Raw genomic sequence first — 16,971 nt, forward strand, 5'->3', positions numbered from 1 at the left:
CTGTGGTGCTCATTACCGTCTAAGGTAACTCCGCTCCTCGCCAGGCTTCGTGCCTCGAAAGACAAGCGTTTTCAATCAGTCTGAAAATCAGCTAAATACCATATACACTAAAACTTAGGATTATTCCTAAGTTTTTTTATTTTAGCTCAATTAATTAAGAGCAGGAAAGGCCAAGGAAGAGCAGGAAAAGTAAATAGGACGAGAATTAGAGGGGATCAATAATATATTCAAAGTTTTTTAAGATCTTTTCCTTGCACCTTGATCCTGCCATTCCTTGACCCTGCTATTATGTAATACCCAAAAATAAGGAACTTCCACTAGTTAATTATCATACTTTATAGTAAATTGAGGTGATTAACTTGGGATAATGCCGACTTATAAATGGGTTGATGTAATTGATCGTAAGCAAGATGTAATGAAAAAACTCTTACATTATTTTCCGAAATATACCGAAGATAGCTTGTATAAATATCTTCTCTCCCACGGGTTATCTAATCTGTCAATTGAATGTAAAAAAGATATGGAGTTATTGTTTGAAAAAAATACGTGGAAAAGTCTTTCTGAAGAATTCGAACAGTTGAGAAGAGACTTTAATGGACCGGACTTGCCGATTTTTATTTTGCCATGTCATCGAACGAGAAGTATGTTTAAAAATACGGTTTATCATCGAGGTGGGATCGCTCATAAAAATTGTATTTGTTTATTTTTGTCTCCAATAGAAGGAATTTTACAACATAAAGCAGTATTATTACATGAGTATCATCATATTGTAAGATTGACTAAGTTATATAAAAACAAAAAGGTCACATTATTGGATGCGATGATTTTAGAAGGGTTAGCTGAAACTGCTGTATTAGAAAAGTATGGTGAAGAAGTTCAGGCCCCGTGGACAAAACAGTATTCCTCTAAGCAGTGTGAATTTTATTATAATAAATATTTAGTAGACCATCTCCAATTAACAAGTAATGAAGATGGTTTTTCAAAATACTTGTATGGTGGGAACGGAATTCCAAAATTATTGGGTTACAGTGTTGGTTATGATATTGTTAAAAGCTGTTTAGCACAGACAGAATGGTCAACTGATTTCCTTTTGCATACGCCAAGCAATAAAATTAAAGAAAATGCAATAGATTATATTTCTTGAAGATGCAAACGATTTCAAGACGGATTTTAAAAGAATGATTTTGCTAGTATGAAAGCATCAAATATACCAAAGTTTATTGGAATTTAAATACTTTATTGACTATGAAACATTCAGTTTGAAAAAACACTTTTTGTAATTCAGTGGATAAATGGAATAATTTAGTGAATCACTGACCATACTGAAAGTTACATACAGTTGTGAAGTGAGGGGTAGTAAATGTTGTATTTACATGATGTATGGGTCAATTGGTTTGAAGGTGAAGAAAATGGTTACAATGTCTGTCATTTTTTTGAATGGAGAAAAGATGATAGTGTTGAATTACTAGACCAAGTTCCAGTCATTAAAGTTACTCCAGAGTTATATCAGTATATTGAAAATGAATTATTAGAGCTTCCATCCGGTCTATTAACTGAAGTATTCCAAAAGTCTTATGTAAGAAAGAACCATGAGCGCATTCAGCTCGATTATTGCTTTGTTGTAACTGATGGCAATGGTATCATAGCCGTTGATACAATTGGATATAATATTCCAATTCGAAAAAGTCGATTGATTCCAAGACAAGAACAAATGGTGTATGACATGACAGCTGAAATTGAAGAAAACAGTTATAATCTTCAAAATTTCCTTAATGAGGAAAAGAAAGAACACCATATACTATCACCATCGCCGATAATTATGAGCGGATTAACTAGAAAAGAAAGACAACTAAAGCAATTATTATTTATGGCGTTAGATCAGCTACATTCGTCAAAGAATCCATCCGAAATTCGATATTGGTATACTGAATGGAATCCAACTTCGTATCAACAAATTCAAGATTTGTCATTTGAGGATATTTGGTCTCAATTATATGACGAAATAAAGAGTGGATGGTCAGATCGACACGAACAACTTTGCGGAAGAATTGTAAAAGGTCAACCATTCTTTGAAAAGCTATGGGAAATGGAACACGAGCAAAAAGTAAACTAAAAAAAGCTGCTTTAGCAGCTTTTTTGTTTTGAATTGAATTTGTTTCTGTTAGTTCTTATTTACGTTTTCTTCCTAATCCCATTGCATTTTCCATTTTTTTAATCATTTTATTTGCAACAAAATTAGCCTTTGCAGCACCAGCATCTAAGATGTCATCTAGTTCTGAAGAATTTATGATTTCATTGTAACGTTCTTGTAGTGGGCGTAAACCATTAACTACAACATCTGCAACATCTTGTTTGAATTCTCCGTAGTTTTTGCCAGCATATTTATTTTCTAGTTCTTGAATTGATTCGCCTGTAAATGCAGAATAAATACTTAATAAGTTTGAAATCCCTGGTTTGTTTTCTTTATCATATTTTACAATGCCTTCAGAGTCAGTAACAGCACTTTTAATTTTCTTTTCAATCACTTTTGGATCGTCTAGAACAAAAATCGTTGCTTTTTGATTTTCATCAGATTTACTCATTTTTTTAGTTGGATCTGCTAAACTCATAATTCTTGCAGCGTCTTTACTAATACGTACTTCTGGAATAGTAAAGATGTCGTTATATTTCTTATTAAAACGTTCTGCAAGGTCACGTGTCAGTTCTAAATGTTGTTTTTGATCATCGCCTACTGGAACTAGATTTGTTCCATATAAAAGGATATCAGCAGCCATTAATGGTGGATAAGTTAAAAGTGCAGCAGATACACTATCCTTACCATTAGACTTATCTTTAAACTGTGTCATACGCTCTAATTCACCGATATATGATACACATTGCATCATCCAGCCTGCTTGAGCGTGAGCTGGAACTTCTGATTGGATAAAAATAGTTGATTTTTCTGGATCTAATCCAGCTGCAACATAGATTGCCGAAAGACTACGGATATTTTTACGTAAAGCTAATCTGTCTTGTGGTACTGTAATTGCATGTTGATCAACGATACAGAAATAGCAATTATAGTCATTTTGTAATTCAATAAATTGTTTTACAGCACCTAAATAGTTACCTAATGTAATTCCTCCACTTGATGTTGGTTGAATGCCACTAAAAATCGTTTGCATCTTTAAAGCCCTCCTATATAAAAAAAATAATTCGTTAAAAAACTTTTAAAAAATAAAAAAAGCGGCATAATCTCTCTAAAAAATAGAGACGATTAAACCGCGGTACCACTCTAGTTATTCCGAAAAGGAATCACTCATGCATGAAATCATGCACTCATCTAACGTTTGAGTCACGTCGAAGCCTACTAAGATTAACTGTTCGGTTCGAAGCTCAGAAGTCCATTCGACAGGGAGCATGACTTGTTTTCACCATCCACAAGCTCTCTTTACATGCTAAATCTGTGTACTACTCTTCGTCAAAGCTGATATAAATTGTCTATTAATAATATCTTAATTATATTCAATTTTCAAGATGTTGATACATTTGTTTAAGCGATAATGATAAAACTAAATAGAAATGAAAGAATAATTAATGTTATTGACGTCACTAATAAAGGTTTAGTAACTGAGAACTTATATCTTTTATAAATAACATCTTTCTTAATCGTAAGAGATTCATCTCCAGTCATTTTTGCCATCTGCTCATCTTTTAAACCGCTTAAAACTTTTCTAATTCCATAACGAGTTATATTAAAGAATCCACTTTGAACAATAAGTAGAAATCCACCTATCAAAAATAATACTAGTCCAATATAGAATATTGTGTTCGTAAAATGAAGGAAATAATGATTTGTCCCTTGAGTGAAAGAATAGATCGCTGCAAGTACTATTGCTGTAAATAGGCTAATCATGAAGTGTTTAAACATTAAGCGTGAAATCCTCCTTATGGAAAAAAATTTATATTGTACACTTATCGATATTATATTATTATAACGTTGTAATCAGATACAAGAAATCTTTACAAAATTATTTATAATTGTTAACATTTTTAAGAGAATTCATTAAATTTTAACAAATTGTATAATTTTATTTGTCAAAATTGTTGTAAAACTCTTATAAAAATGTATAATAAAATTTGTAGAAAATAATCGATACTTATCGAAAATTCTACTACAAAAATTCAGAATTGTATATTAACTTTCTGCATTTTACCTTGCTTAAGCACCATAGGGGGAATATGTTATGGATAGTGAGATATGTTTTTATAATCGTTTTGCTTTCAAAAGTTGCTTTCTATAATTGAGATGAATACAATTTTCAAATTTATGTATAAAAATCATAAATAGTAATTGAATATCCAGATAAACAAAGATAGAAATGCATTTGGAATAATCTTTTTAGAGTAATAATTTAGAATTTTCCAGAAAAAAATCTTGACCAATAACTTCGTTGCGAATACGCTTACATTATTGGGAATAAAAAGCTTAAGCAAAAAATTACACTTTTTTACAAGAAAGAGAAAAATGGACTAAATTATTAAACCATATATGTAAATAATATGGACAAGAAGTAATAAAAACTTAATAAATTACAATTTCATAGGGAATAAGTAAGAGTATGTGGTATGATCCAAATGCTCTAATTTTATAAAGTGAATTATCAAAAAAATAGAAATAAAAAAATTTTTTTAAAAATATAAGGGGGTGCTGTTGTGGGACGTTACGTGCTACAAAGATTTATTTACATGTTTGTCACACTATTTTTGATTTGTACTGTTACATTTTTCTTAATGAAGCTATTACCAGGTTCTCCATTAAAAAATGCAGAGAAATTAACGCCAGAACAAAAACAAATTATCTTGGTTAAATATGGGTTAGATAAACCTGTTCCTGTTCAGTATGCAAAGTATATGAAGAATCTAGCAACAGGTGATTTAGGAGTTTCATATAGATACGATAATCGTAAAGTAACTGATATGATTTCAACTCGTATTGGTCCATCAGCTCAATTAGGTGCTCAAGCACTATTATTAGGAACATTTATCGGATTAATCTTCGGTATCGTTGCAGCATTAAAAAATAATACAATATTTGACTATGGTTCTACTGTTCTAGCAGTTTTAGGTATCTCAATCCCGTCTTTCGTATTCGGGGCAATTTTACAATATTATTTAGCAGTAAAATTACATTGGTTCCCGGTAGCATATTGGGAAAGCTTTAAATACACGATTCTACCGACAATTGCATTGTCAGTTTTCGTTACAGCAACTGTAGCTCGATTCTCAAGAACAGAGTTAATTGAAGTAATGAACTCAGAGTATATCGTTACAGCAAAAGCTAAAGGTATCTCACAAGTTGGTGTTATCATTAAACACGCATTACGAAATGCTTTAATTCCAGTTATTACAATTTTAGGGCCATTGGCTGTAAACTTAATGACTGGTACATTAGTTATCGAAAATATGTTTGCTGTACCTGGACTTGGTTCTCAATTCGTTAACTCAATCGTAACGAATGACTACACAGTAATTATGGGTACAACAATTTTCTATAGTGCATTATTATTACTTGTAATTTTCTTGGTTGATATTTTATACGGTGTAATTGATCCACGTATCCGTTTAGCAGGAGGTAAATAAATAATGAACAACAATACAGCGCAAAAAATTTCATCTGATTTATTCCAACCTGCAAGCGTAGATTTGAATAATGCAGAAAAGATATCTAGACCTTCGGAATCTTTTTGGAAAGATGCAAGAAGACGTTTTAAGAAAAATAAAGGTGCAATGTTTGGGTTTATTATCCTAGGCATCTTATTATTCTTCACATTATTTGGTCCAATGATGAGTGGTCACACGTATGATGATCAAGATTTAAAAAGATCAAAATTACCGCCTAAAATCGGTGTGTTAGAAAATGTAAAATTCTTACCATTTGATGGACATGATCAATATGGAAATGATGTATATAAAAACAAAGGGATTAAAGAAAATTTCTGGTTTGGTACTGATGATCTTGGTCGTGATCTATTCACAAGAACATGGGCTGGAGCTCGAGTATCGATTTTAATTGGTTTAATAGCAGCTGTAGTAGATATGTTAATCGGGGTTACATTCGGTGGAATTTCAGGATTCTTTGGTGGTCGAACAGATACAATCATGCAACGTATCGCTGAGGTATTAATGGGTATTCCATATCTTATCGTTGTAATCTTATTTATCCTAGTATTCAAAAACCCAGGTATTCTTTCTATTGCATTAGCAATGGTAATTACAGGTTGGGTAAGTATGTCACGTATCGTACGTGGGCAAATGTTAAAATTAAAAAATCAAGAATTCGTTTTAGCTTCAAGAACATTAGGTGCAACTAATACACAATTAATTGCAAAACATTTGATTCCAAATATTATGGGTCCTATCATTGTTATGATGATGTTCACGATTCCGAGTGCAATTTTCTCTGAAGCATTCTTAAGCTTCATCGGTTTAGGTATAGCACCACCAAAAGCATCATTAGGTTCTTTAGTAAGTGATGGCTTCAAGTCATTACAAACTTTCCCTCATATGATGATTATTCCAGCGATTGTAATCAGCTTATTAATTTTAAGTTTTAACTTAATTGCAGATGGATTACGTGACGCTTTAGATCCAAAAATGAGTAAGTAATATTTGAGAGGAGAATGAACTATGAGTAAATTATTAGAAGTAAAAGATCTGTGTGTCTCCTTTTATACTCATGCTGGTGAAGTTCAAGCAGTACGCGGAGTTTCATTTGATCTTAAAAAAGGTGAGACATTAGCAATTGTAGGTGAATCTGGTTCAGGTAAATCAGTAACATCTAAAGCATTAATGGGGTTGATTCCTAATCCTCCAGGTAAAATAAAGAGCGGTGAAATCTTATTCGATGGAAAAGATTTAGCTAAATTAAGTGAAAAAGAAATGCAAACTATTCGTGGGAAAGAAATTTCAATGATTTTCCAGGATCCTATGACTTCTTTAAATCCAGTATTAACTATTGGATATCAAATTACAGAAGGTTTAATTAAGCACCAAAAAATGAGCAAAACTGAAGCAAAGAAAATTGCTTTAGAATTAATAAATCTTGTTGGTATTCCACATGCTGAAGCTCGTTTTAAACAATATCCACACCAATTCTCAGGTGGTATGAGACAACGTGTTGTTATTGCGATGGCGCTAGCATGTAATCCAAAATTATTAATCGCCGATGAGCCTACAACAGCTCTTGATGTAACAATTCAAGCGCAAATTCTAGAATTAATGAAAGAAATTCAAAGAAAAACTGATTCAGCAATTATCTTTATTACACATGATTTAGGTGTAGTAGCAAATGTTGCAGATAAAGTTGCAGTTATGTATGCGGGTAGAGTAGTTGAAATGGGAACTGTAGACGATATTTTCTACAATCCAAAACACCCTTACACTTGGGGACTTTTAGCTTCAATGCCAGATTTAGATAATGAACAAGGAGCAGAATTAGTAGCGATTCCTGGTACACCGCCAGATCTATTAAATCCTCCAAAAGGTGATGCATTTGCACCACGTAATCCAAATGCTTTAAAAATTGACTATGAAATGGAACCTCCTATGTTTAAAGTGTCAGAGACACATTACGCAGCAACTTGGCTGTTACATGAGGATGCTCCAAAGGTTGAGCCACCTGAAGCCGTTAAGAAGCGTATTCAACGAATGAAGGAAGGTGAAGTAAATGTCAAATAAAGTAGCTGATAAATTAGTAGAAGTTAAAAATTTAAAACAATACTTTAATACAGGTAAAACAACTGTTAAAGCAATCGACGATGTTACATTTGACATTTTCCGCGGTGAAACATTTGGACTAGTAGGTGAATCTGGTTCTGGTAAATCTACAACTGGGCGTGCAATTATTCGCTTATATGAGGCAACAGATGGACAAGTAATTTTCGATGGTGAAGACGTACATGGTAAGAAAAATCGTAAAGAGCTAAAGAAATTTAACCGTCGTATGCAAATGATTTTCCAAGATCCATACGCTTCATTAAATCCACGTATGAAGGTAGCAGATATCATTGCGGAAGGTATTGATATCCATGGTCTTGCTCGTAACAGAGAAGAAAGAATGAAAATGGTTTATGACTTACTTGAAACAGTAGGTTTAAATAAAGAGCATGCTAACCGTTTCCCACATGAATTCTCAGGTGGTCAACGTCAACGTATTGGTATTGCTAGAGCACTTGCAGTACAACCAGACTTTATTATTGCCGATGAGCCAATTTCAGCTCTTGACGTATCGATTCAAGCTCAGGTTGTAAACTTAATGAAAAAGCTTCAAGCAGAAAAAGGGTTAACATATTTATTTATCGCCCATGACTTATCAATGGTTAAATACATTAGTGACCGTATCGGTGTAATGTATCACGGTAAAATTGTTGAACTTGCAGATAGTAATGAATTATATGAATACCCAATGCATCCTTATACAAAATCTTTATTATCAGCAATTCCGCTTCCAGATCCTGTTTATGAGCGTAATCGTAAACGTATCGTTTATGATCCATCTCAACACGATTACTCAAATGAGCAACCACAATTACGTGAAGTTCGTCCTGGACATTTCGTACTTTGCTCTGAAGCAGAATTTAAAAATTACCAACAAATGTATAAATAATAAAGTTTGCCTAGTGAGTATTCACTAGGCAATTTTTTTATATAGGTGATGTTTTAAGGGCAGGAAGGGCAGGAAGGGCACAAAAGCAGGAAGAGCAGGAAGAGTAGGGGTAAGGAAGGAAAATATTGAAGTTTACATTTATTTCATAAATTTTAAGATGAATTTAAGGTGAAATTAAGGTTAAGGTATTAAACTATAGGTGTAGGTAAGGAGATGGACAAGTAGAGGATTGTAGATGAATAGGGAAAAGGGTTTGGATGGTTTCAATGTCCATAGAATAGTGAGGATTGAGTGAGGTCATATGACCATTTTTAACTTATACATTCCTTATACACTAAAACTGTTTTATCGGCTTGTATTTTTCAAGGCAAAAAAAAAGAAAGGACATTTGCCCTTATCTTTTTTGTCCATATCCGTTGCTTATCTTAGTCCTACTTATTAATAGGTTTTTTTACGGAATTTACCTTGGCCACCAACTTGTTTGAAGTTAGCGGACATACGATCAGACATATCAACAAATTGACTTTTTTTGTTTCTACCAAATATTTTTTCGCCGATAGCGTTTGTAAGTACACCATTAAATGCAGTAATTCCGATTACTAGCACTGCAACAATCAAAAGATCAGTTATGTAAGCTGCCATTAGATTAGCCTCCTAAGAATGTAAGCGTTACTATTATTGTATAAAAAAATTGAAAAAATAGAAAGTGTAATTAGCGTTTTTCAGTAATAAATAGTGTAAATTATTAAGTTTTTAAATTTACTGAAAATTGTACACCTTTTGTATAGGTTTTTTTAAATTTTTTTACAAATTAGTCTATATTTCTTTTACGCAATACGGTATAATGTGAACATATAGTGGTAGATTAAACTAATTATAAATAACAAATTCTTATAAAATAATAAACATAACTATATTACTTTTTTTAGAAAGAATAGTTAGGGGGAGAGCAAAATGGTAATTTTGTATAATTCACCAAGTTGTACGTCTTGTCGAAAAGCAAAAATGTGGCTAGAAGATAATAATATTCCTTATAAAGAAAGAAATATTTTTTCAGAACCATTATCAATTAATGAAATTAAACAAATTTTACGTATGACTGAAAGTGGTACTGATGAAATTATATCAACAAGATCAAAAATTTTCCAAGAATTAAATGTAGACCTAGAAAGTCTTCCATTACAAGATTTATATGAAATCATTCAAAAATATCCTGGTTTACTTAGAAGACCAATTATTATTGATGAGAAACGTTTACAAGTTGGTTATAACGAAGATGAAATAAGAAGATTTTTACCACGTTCAGTTCGCACGTATCAATTACGTGAAGCTCAACGTTTAGTAAATGAGTAATTTTTTGTTTTGAATTGTGAAAAAGATTACAATTCTTGATTAAGATTCTCATTCATATTGAACAAATAGTGAAACATATTATATAAAAAGCTGTAAAAAGTGATTTGATTACTTTTTACAGCTTTTTTTAACCCTTATGAAGTTCGCTTACGATATCGTATATTATTAAAATAATAACCAATAATAATGGTGAGAATGACACATGATGAAGAGAGTATTACCTCGAGCTCATTTCGACCGTTAATATATTGTGTTATGGCTGGTTCGTCGATTAACATTTTACTAGCTGTTATCGAAAGAACAGACGCCCCGACAAAGCTTAGAATTGGATAACGTTCTAAAAACCATAAAACAACTTTACTTCCCCAAATAATAATTGGAATCGAAATGGAAAGACCTAATATAACCAATGAAGGTTTTCCATTTGATGCTCCTGCTATTGCTAGTACATTATCAATCCCCATTACTAAATCAGCAAATACAATTGTACGAATTGCATTAAATACAGTATAGTTTTCTTTTATTGACGACATGTTGTCTTCTTCCTGTATAATTAATTTACAAGCTATGTACAAAAGTAATATTCCACCAATTAAATGCAGAAATGGAACTTTTAAGACATAAATAGCTCCGACTGTTAATACAATGCGTAAAACAATTGCGGTAATACTACCAAAAATTATAGCCATATTTCGTTGTTTTAATGGTAATTTTCTACAAGCTAATGCAATTACGATCGCATTGTCTCCCCCTAAAACAATGTCTATAGTAACAATCATTATAATGGACCAAATGTATTGAAGATCTATCATGAATTCACCTCACTTATAAAAACTTTATATGATTGTCCTAATATTAATAGGTATATGATGATTTTTAAAAAATAGGTGAAATTTATTTCCAAAATTTAAATTTGTATCATAAAATATAATTGTAGTTACTATTCGCATTTAATAATTTTTCATGGTAAGATAGATAAAAATTTACTTTAATAAGCTAAATTTTTAAGAGTATTTTTCTAAATTACTATTTCAGAATTTTTTATTTAACATAAATTACTTTTACTTTATTTAAGTAAATATTCTATTTCGTCTAACGCAATTACTTGTTGTTCATTAAAGGAGGGGGAAAACAATGGAAATAGAAAGAATTAATGAAAATACGTTTAAGTTCTCCATATCCTACTTAGACATTGAGGAGAGAGGTTTCTCTAAAGATGAAGTTTGGTTAGATCGAGAAAGAAGTGAAGAGCTTTTCTGGGAATTAATTGATGAAGCTCATTTAACTGAGGAATTCATTGCTGGTGGCCCCCTATGGATTCAGGTACAGGCACTAGACAAAGGGTTGGAAGTTGTTGTAACAAAAGCCGTCATTTCTAAAGATGGTAAAAAGGTAGAAGTAAACCTAGGTGAAGGAGAAAAGAATTTAGAAATTCCATTTCTCTCTGTAGATGATGAAGACGATTCAGAAGATGATGATGATGATATTTTTGAATCGATGGATGACGACGAGTCTGAAATCATTTTATCATTTAAAAATCTTGAAGATTTTATTTCTTTATCTCATTCTGTCATTCAAGACTCTTTTGAAACTACACTCTATTCTTATCAAGATTATTACTATCTATATGTTAAATTTGAAGAAAGTTCTCTTGATGAAGCTCAAATTGATTACTTATCATCAATGCTGCTTGAATACGGTCATCGTTCAAAGGTAACTATACATGTTTTAGAGGAATACGGAAAATTGATATTTGAAAAAACGGCAATTCCGCATTTCAAATCAATATTTCCATTACTGTAATAGCCGATGCCTTAGGGATCGGTTTCTTTTCTGTATAAAGGAGAATATATCATGCAATTTCGATTAAAGATTTTAATATTTTTATCAATTGTTGTATGCATATTATATTTTGCTTCTCCGACGATCAAGTTCATTTGGTTAATGAATTTTGCTTTTTTTGAGAAATCTACTATTTTTAGATTAATAAGCATCATGTTTTCGGTCACTGCAATCGGTGTGTCGATTATCATATTCCTTGAAAATAGAAATCCAGCTAGAACTTTAACTTGGATTATTCTCTTAGCCATTTTTCCGTTATTTGGTTTTGTTTTTTACTTAATTTTTGGACAAAACTACAAAAAGAAAATGGTCTATCGAAAGAAAGCAATCAATGATCAAAATGCAAATGGAATTATGACAAGATCTGACGATGAAGAAGTGAAGGATTTTATTGCACAAAACCAAAGATTAGAGTATTTAATTAATATCGCAGCGAAACAAAGTAACACACCAGTGACAAAGAACACAGTTACAAAAGTTCTAACAAATGGGAGTGAAACCTTTCCTAAAATCATAGAAGAACTTAAAAAAGCCAAACATCATATTCATATTGAATTTTATATTGTAAGAAATGATGAGATTGGTAATCAACTTAAAGAAATTCTAATTGAAAAGGCACAAAATGGTGTTAAGGTTCGATTTTTGTATGATGCAGTTGGTAGCTGGAAATTATCAAGAGGTTATGTAAAGGATTTAGAAAAAGCAGGAGTAGAAATATTGCCTTTTTCTCCAGTTAAAATACCGGTATTGAATGATACGATTAATTATCGGAATCATCGCAAGATTATTGTAATTGACGCGAGTGTAGGGTTTGTAGGTGGTTTAAATATTGGTGACGAGTATCTTGGTAAAGACCAATATTTTGGTAAATGGAGAGATACACATTTATTCCTTGATGGGGAAGGTGTGCGCTCATTACAATTTATTTTTCTACAAGACTGGTATTATATGACGAATGAGTTAATTGATGACAAAGTTTATTTTGAAATCAATACGAATAATAAACCATCAATGGGTGCGATTCAGCTTGTCTCAGGTGGGCCAGATCGAAAACACGAAGTAATAAAAGAATTATTCTTTGCTATGATTACTAGTGCTAGAAAAAGTATTTATATTGCATCACCGTATTTTGTTCCTGACGAAGATATTTTAACTGCACTTAAAGTAGCAGCGAATGGTGGAGTAGATGTAAAAATATTAATGCCTGATCGTCCTGATAAGAAAATCGTATTCTATGCCTCGCGTTCATATTTTCCAGAGTTATTGGAGGCAGGAGTCAAAATATATGAATATAAACAAGGCTTCCTGCACAGCAAAATACTAATTGTAGATGGTGAAATTGCATCTGTTGGTACAGCAAATATGGACATGAGAAGTTTTCGCTTAAATTTTGAAGTAACTGCATTTTTATATTTGGAAGAAAGTATTCAACACTTAGTAAATGATTTTAAAAATGATATCCAAGATTCAGAAGCTATTATCTATCATGATTTTAAAAAGAGACCTATTTATAAACGGATATTTGAATCATTATCAAGGTTAATGGCTCCTTTATTATAAAAGCAGGAATTAGCTACAAATTATAAGGAACAGGGAAAGATTATAAAATTTCCTGATTCCTATTTTTTTTGCAGTTTATTTTAAACTGCCTTTCGTTTTGTACGAATATTCATTTTGGCCTAGCACTATTAAAATATTAATTATTGCTAGGTTTTTTATTTGAAAAAACGTTTTTATTTTAATTGAAGGGTATACAGGTAACAATGGTGAATTGATGAGGAAGGAGGTCGACTTCATAATGATTATCGCAGAGAATAGAAAGCAGCAAATTATTAATTTATTTGAAATTAAATCAACTGAGGAATTATTAAAATTGAAACAAAATGGATCATTTATTTGTCCAGTATGTAAAAAAGCCGTTAGATTAAGGTTTGGGAAAATACGGAGGGCTCATTTTGCTCATGTAGAATTAACAGAATGTGAAAATGATCGAAAAGAGAGCGCTCAGCATCTGGAAGGAAAATATGATTTATATGAATTTTTTAATAAGCCCCCATTAAAAGTGTATGTTGAGAAATACATGCGTGAAATTAATCAAAGGCCAGATTTACTAATTGAATTAATGGATCAAAAAATAAGTATTGAATATCAATGTTCAAACATACCAATTGAAATAATTGAACAGCGAACTAAATCGTATGAAGAGCTCGATATAAAAGTTATATGGATATTTGGGCAAAATCTACTTAAACAAAAATATAAGTATTGTTTCTCAGTAAATTCGATTTCAAAATATTGTTTACTAAATTCATCAGTTCCTTCCATCATCTTTTATAACCCCTCTACCAAAACCTTTAGCTTTTTATCTTCTTTAATTGCATTTTCAGTACACAGTTTCGTAGGTAAAAAAACAGAGATCAAACTAAAAAATCTTAATCCTTCACTATTATTGTTTCATTCCAAATTAGAAAAAGAAAACTTTACTTCAACATGGTGTGATTTGAAAAGAATGTATAGGAAAAAACAACATTTATTTTATAAGGGAAGTTTTTATCAATTAAAGGAAAAAATGTATCATCTACAAATTGATTATTTACCCGGTATAGTCGGTATTCCTTTAGACAGTAATTCTTTAATTGCTGAGCATTGTATCGTATGGCAAGGAATAATCTATTTCCAATTTATCCATAATAGCAGTTTGGGAGAAATCATTTGTTTAAATGACATAAAAAACTACTGTAACATTCAAGTTGAAAAAGGAGAATGGAAATTTTGTGATTTAGCAACTAAGGATCATTTTAAATTGGAGAAATGTGTAGAAAACTATATTGACTTTTTAGTGAAATTTAGAATCGTAAAACGGCTGAAAAATGGTAAAATAAGTAAGATAGCTAATGCTATTATTCCAAAATCATTCCAGCAAGCTTTGGATGAGGACAGTCTGACAGCTAATTCAGCATTTGATATGTTGTTTAACGCAAATACTGATTCAAATGATTAATAAAATCAGACGCTGGAATGCTATTAATACTAATCATAACTTTAGGGGGATCAGACATGCTAGAACAAAAAGCTGTTAAAAAATTGCCAACTAGAAGTGAAGTACAAGAAGATTTGACATGGAAATTAGAAGATATTTATCAAACTGACGAGAAATGGGAAGCAGAGTACAAAAAAGTACTTGATTTAATTCCATCTTTTTCTGAATTTAAAGGTAAATTAGGAGAGTCTTCTAATACACTTTTAAATGCGTTAAAAAAGCAAGATGAAATTTCATTCTTATTAGGCAAATTGTATACATACTCTCATATGCGTTACGATCAAGATACTACTAATTCTAAATATCAAGCTTTAGATGATCGCGCAAAAAACTTATATACAAAAGCAAGTAGTGCCATGTCATACTTCGTTCCTGAATTATTAACAATTTCTGAAGATACGCTAAAAAAATATTTAGCAGAAAATGATGAATTGAAATTGTACGAGCATTCTTTAGAAGAAATTTTAAAACAAAAGCCACATGTACTTTCAGCTGCTGAGGAAGAGATTTTAGCTCAAGCATCAGAAGTATTATCTTCATCAAGTAATACGTTTGGAATGTTAAATAACGCTGACTTAAAATTCCCGACGATTGAAGATGAAAATGGTGAAGAAGTAGAAATCACACATGGCCGTTATATTCACTTCTTAGAAAGTGCAGACCGTCGAGTACGTAAAGAAGCTTTTGAAGCGGTTTATAATACGTATGATTCTTATAAAAACACTTTTGCTAGCACTTTAAGTGGTGCTGTAAAGAAGGATAACTTCAAAGCGAAAGTTAGAAAATACGATAATGCTCGTCATGCTGCATTAAGCAATAATAATATCCCTGAAGTTGTTTATGATCAATTAGTATCGACAGTAAATGATCATTTAAGCTTATTACATCGTTATATCGCTTTACGTAAAAAAGCATTAAAGCTAGATGAAATTCATATGTATGATTTATTTACTCCATTAGTAGAAGAAGTAAAAATGGAAGTAAAATATGAAGAAGCGAAAGAAATCTTATTAAAAGCATTAAAGCCTCTAGGGGATGAATACATTGAAATTTTAAAAGAAGCGTATGAAAACCGTTGGGTAGACGTTGTAGAGAACAAAGGTAAACGAAGCGGAGCATATTCATCAGGTGCTTACGGTACGAATCCATACATCCTGATGAACTGGCAGGACAATGTAAATAACTTATTTACATTAGCCCATGAATTCGGTCATTCAGTCCACAGTTACTATACACGTAAAAATCAACCTTATGTTTATGGAGATTATTCAATTTTCGTAGCTGAAGTTGCTTCTACATGTAATGAGGCGATTTTAAATGATTATTTATTAAAAAATACAGAAGACCCTAAACAAAGATTATATTTACTAAATCACTATTTAGAGACGTTTAGAGGCACTGTATTCCGCCAAACTATGTTTGCTGAATATGAACATAAAATACACGAATTAGCTCAAAATGGTGAAGCTTTAACGCCTGATTTATTAACGAAGACTTATTATGAACTAAATCAAAAATACTTTGGTGATGAAATCGTAATTGATGAACTAATCGGTCTAGAGTGGAGCAGAATTCCACATTTCTACTACAACTATTATGTTTACCAATACGCAACTGGATTCAGTGCAGCTACAGCACTTTCAAAACAAGTTCTTGAAGAAGGGGAGCCAGCAGTAGAGAGATACTTAGGCTTCTTAAAATCAGGAAGCTCTGACTATCCAATCGAAGTATTGAAAAAAGCAGGAGTAGATATGACGTCCTCACAACCAATCGTTGAAGCGTTAAAAGTATTTGAAGAAATGCTAAACGAAATGGAAGAACTACTTTTTAGCTAATCTCATACTCTTTTGATTTAAATATCAATTTTAAAAAGACACATATAAGTATCTTCTTATACGTGTCTTTTTGCATTTAGAGCAGGATTAAGGGATCAGGAATTGCAGGGGATAAAAGACAATAATCTAAATTTGTGTCTAAAATGTGAAATATTTCTCAAATGGTTGCCAAACGTTTAAATTAATTGTATTATAAGGGTGTGAATTACTTCACAAACACAAATACCCCTTTGTTGAACGTGAAAATTTCTCCC

General features: G+C 31.7%; 15 protein-coding genes and 1 other annotated feature. Of the genes, 11 read left to right on the forward strand and 4 right to left on the reverse strand.

All coding sequences use genetic code 11. The features are described from left to right. Positions 1-367 precede the first annotated feature (367 nt). Together B7R67_RS00495 and B7R67_RS00500 are read left to right on the forward strand one after the other, a co-directional pair. A complete protein-coding gene (locus B7R67_RS00495) occupies positions 368-1,144 on the forward strand; it encodes a DUF2268 domain-containing protein (protein ID WP_088066524.1) in 777 nt (258 codons plus the stop codon). A 216-nt stretch (positions 1,145-1,360) separates the two neighbouring features. Beyond that, a complete protein-coding gene (locus B7R67_RS00500; RefSeq protein ID WP_088066526.1) occupies positions 1,361-2,113 on the forward strand; it encodes a YjbA family protein in 753 nt (250 codons plus the stop codon). A 55-nt stretch (positions 2,114-2,168) separates the two neighbouring features. Here B7R67_RS00500 and trpS read toward each other — a convergent pair whose 3' ends face one another. Next, complete coding sequence (trpS, locus tag B7R67_RS00505) at positions 2,169-3,164, reverse strand: tryptophan--tRNA ligase (protein WP_088066528.1); 996 nt, start codon at positions 3,162-3,164, stop codon at positions 2,169-2,171. 81 nt (positions 3,165-3,245) lie between these two features. Next, positions 3,246-3,473, reverse strand: a binding site (T-box leader). Between the two features lie 59 nt (positions 3,474-3,532). Beyond that, positions 3,533-3,910: a DUF3899 domain-containing protein gene (locus B7R67_RS00510; RefSeq protein WP_088066530.1), complete on the reverse strand. Its 378-nt coding sequence runs from the start codon at positions 3,908-3,910 to the stop codon at positions 3,533-3,535. 785 nt (positions 3,911-4,695) lie between these two features. Between B7R67_RS00510 and opp3b the strand changes: the two genes are divergently transcribed. From opp3b to B7R67_RS00530, 4 genes are read left to right on the forward strand one after another with little or no spacing between them, the layout of a single operon-like run. Next, positions 4,696-5,622: an oligopeptide ABC transporter permease gene (gene opp3b / locus B7R67_RS00515; protein WP_088066532.1), complete on the forward strand. Its 927-nt coding sequence runs from the start codon at positions 4,696-4,698 to the stop codon at positions 5,620-5,622. Between the two features lie 3 nt (positions 5,623-5,625). Next, on the forward strand, positions 5,626-6,648 hold the full coding sequence (gene opp3C, locus B7R67_RS00520; protein ID WP_088066534.1) for an oligopeptide ABC transporter permease: 1,023 nt from the start codon (positions 5,626-5,628) through the stop codon (positions 6,646-6,648). 21 nt (positions 6,649-6,669) lie between these two features. Then, positions 6,670-7,719: an ABC transporter ATP-binding protein gene (locus tag B7R67_RS00525; RefSeq protein WP_088066536.1), complete on the forward strand. Its 1,050-nt coding sequence runs from the start codon at positions 6,670-6,672 to the stop codon at positions 7,717-7,719. Further along, the gene (locus B7R67_RS00530; protein WP_088066538.1) at positions 7,709-8,647 is read left to right on the forward strand and encodes an ABC transporter ATP-binding protein; all 939 of its coding nucleotides are present in this window, start codon (positions 7,709-7,711) and stop codon (positions 8,645-8,647) included. Before B7R67_RS00525 ends, B7R67_RS00530 begins: the two co-directional genes overlap by 11 nt. A 438-nt stretch (positions 8,648-9,085) precedes the next feature. On the opposite strand, the gene B7R67_RS00535 is transcribed toward B7R67_RS00530, so the two are convergent. After that, positions 9,086-9,289: a hypothetical protein gene (locus B7R67_RS00535; RefSeq protein WP_088066540.1), complete on the reverse strand. Its 204-nt coding sequence runs from the start codon at positions 9,287-9,289 to the stop codon at positions 9,086-9,088. Between the two features lie 312 nt (positions 9,290-9,601). Between B7R67_RS00535 and spxA the strand changes: the two genes are divergently transcribed. Then, positions 9,602-10,000, forward strand: coding sequence for a transcriptional regulator SpxA (gene spxA / locus B7R67_RS00540; protein WP_056473638.1), 399 nt, complete (start codon positions 9,602-9,604; stop codon positions 9,998-10,000). Positions 10,001-10,134: 134 nt separating this feature from the next. Here the strand turns inward: spxA and B7R67_RS00545 are convergent, their stop codons facing one another. After that, on the reverse strand, positions 10,135-10,809 hold the full coding sequence (locus tag B7R67_RS00545; protein WP_088067148.1) for a TerC family protein: 675 nt from the start codon (positions 10,807-10,809) through the stop codon (positions 10,135-10,137). A 325-nt stretch (positions 10,810-11,134) separates the two neighbouring features. On the opposite strand from B7R67_RS00545, the gene mecA reads away from it, so the two are divergent. From mecA to pepF, 4 genes are all read left to right on the forward strand, one after another. Further along, positions 11,135-11,803: an adaptor protein MecA gene (gene mecA / locus B7R67_RS00550; RefSeq protein ID WP_088066542.1), complete on the forward strand. Its 669-nt coding sequence runs from the start codon at positions 11,135-11,137 to the stop codon at positions 11,801-11,803. A gap of 51 nt (positions 11,804-11,854) precedes the next feature. Then, on the forward strand, positions 11,855-13,402 hold the full coding sequence (gene cls, locus B7R67_RS00555) for a cardiolipin synthase (protein ID WP_088066544.1): 1,548 nt from the start codon (positions 11,855-11,857) through the stop codon (positions 13,400-13,402). 238 nt (positions 13,403-13,640) lie between these two features. Next, complete coding sequence (locus B7R67_RS00560) at positions 13,641-14,843, forward strand: competence protein CoiA (RefSeq protein WP_158094991.1); 1,203 nt, start codon at positions 13,641-13,643, stop codon at positions 14,841-14,843. 56 nt (positions 14,844-14,899) lie between these two features. After that, positions 14,900-16,717 carry an oligoendopeptidase F gene (gene pepF / locus B7R67_RS00565; protein ID WP_088066548.1) on the forward strand — a complete coding sequence of 606 codons (1,818 nt, stop codon included), beginning with the start codon at positions 14,900-14,902 and terminating at the stop codon, positions 16,715-16,717. The last annotated feature ends 254 nt before the right edge of the window (positions 16,718-16,971 follow it).

Origin of the sequence: Gottfriedia luciferensis, from assembly GCF_002156865.1 — a bacterium.
Lineage (GTDB): Bacteria > Bacillota > Bacilli > Bacillales > Bacillaceae_G > Gottfriedia > Gottfriedia luciferensis.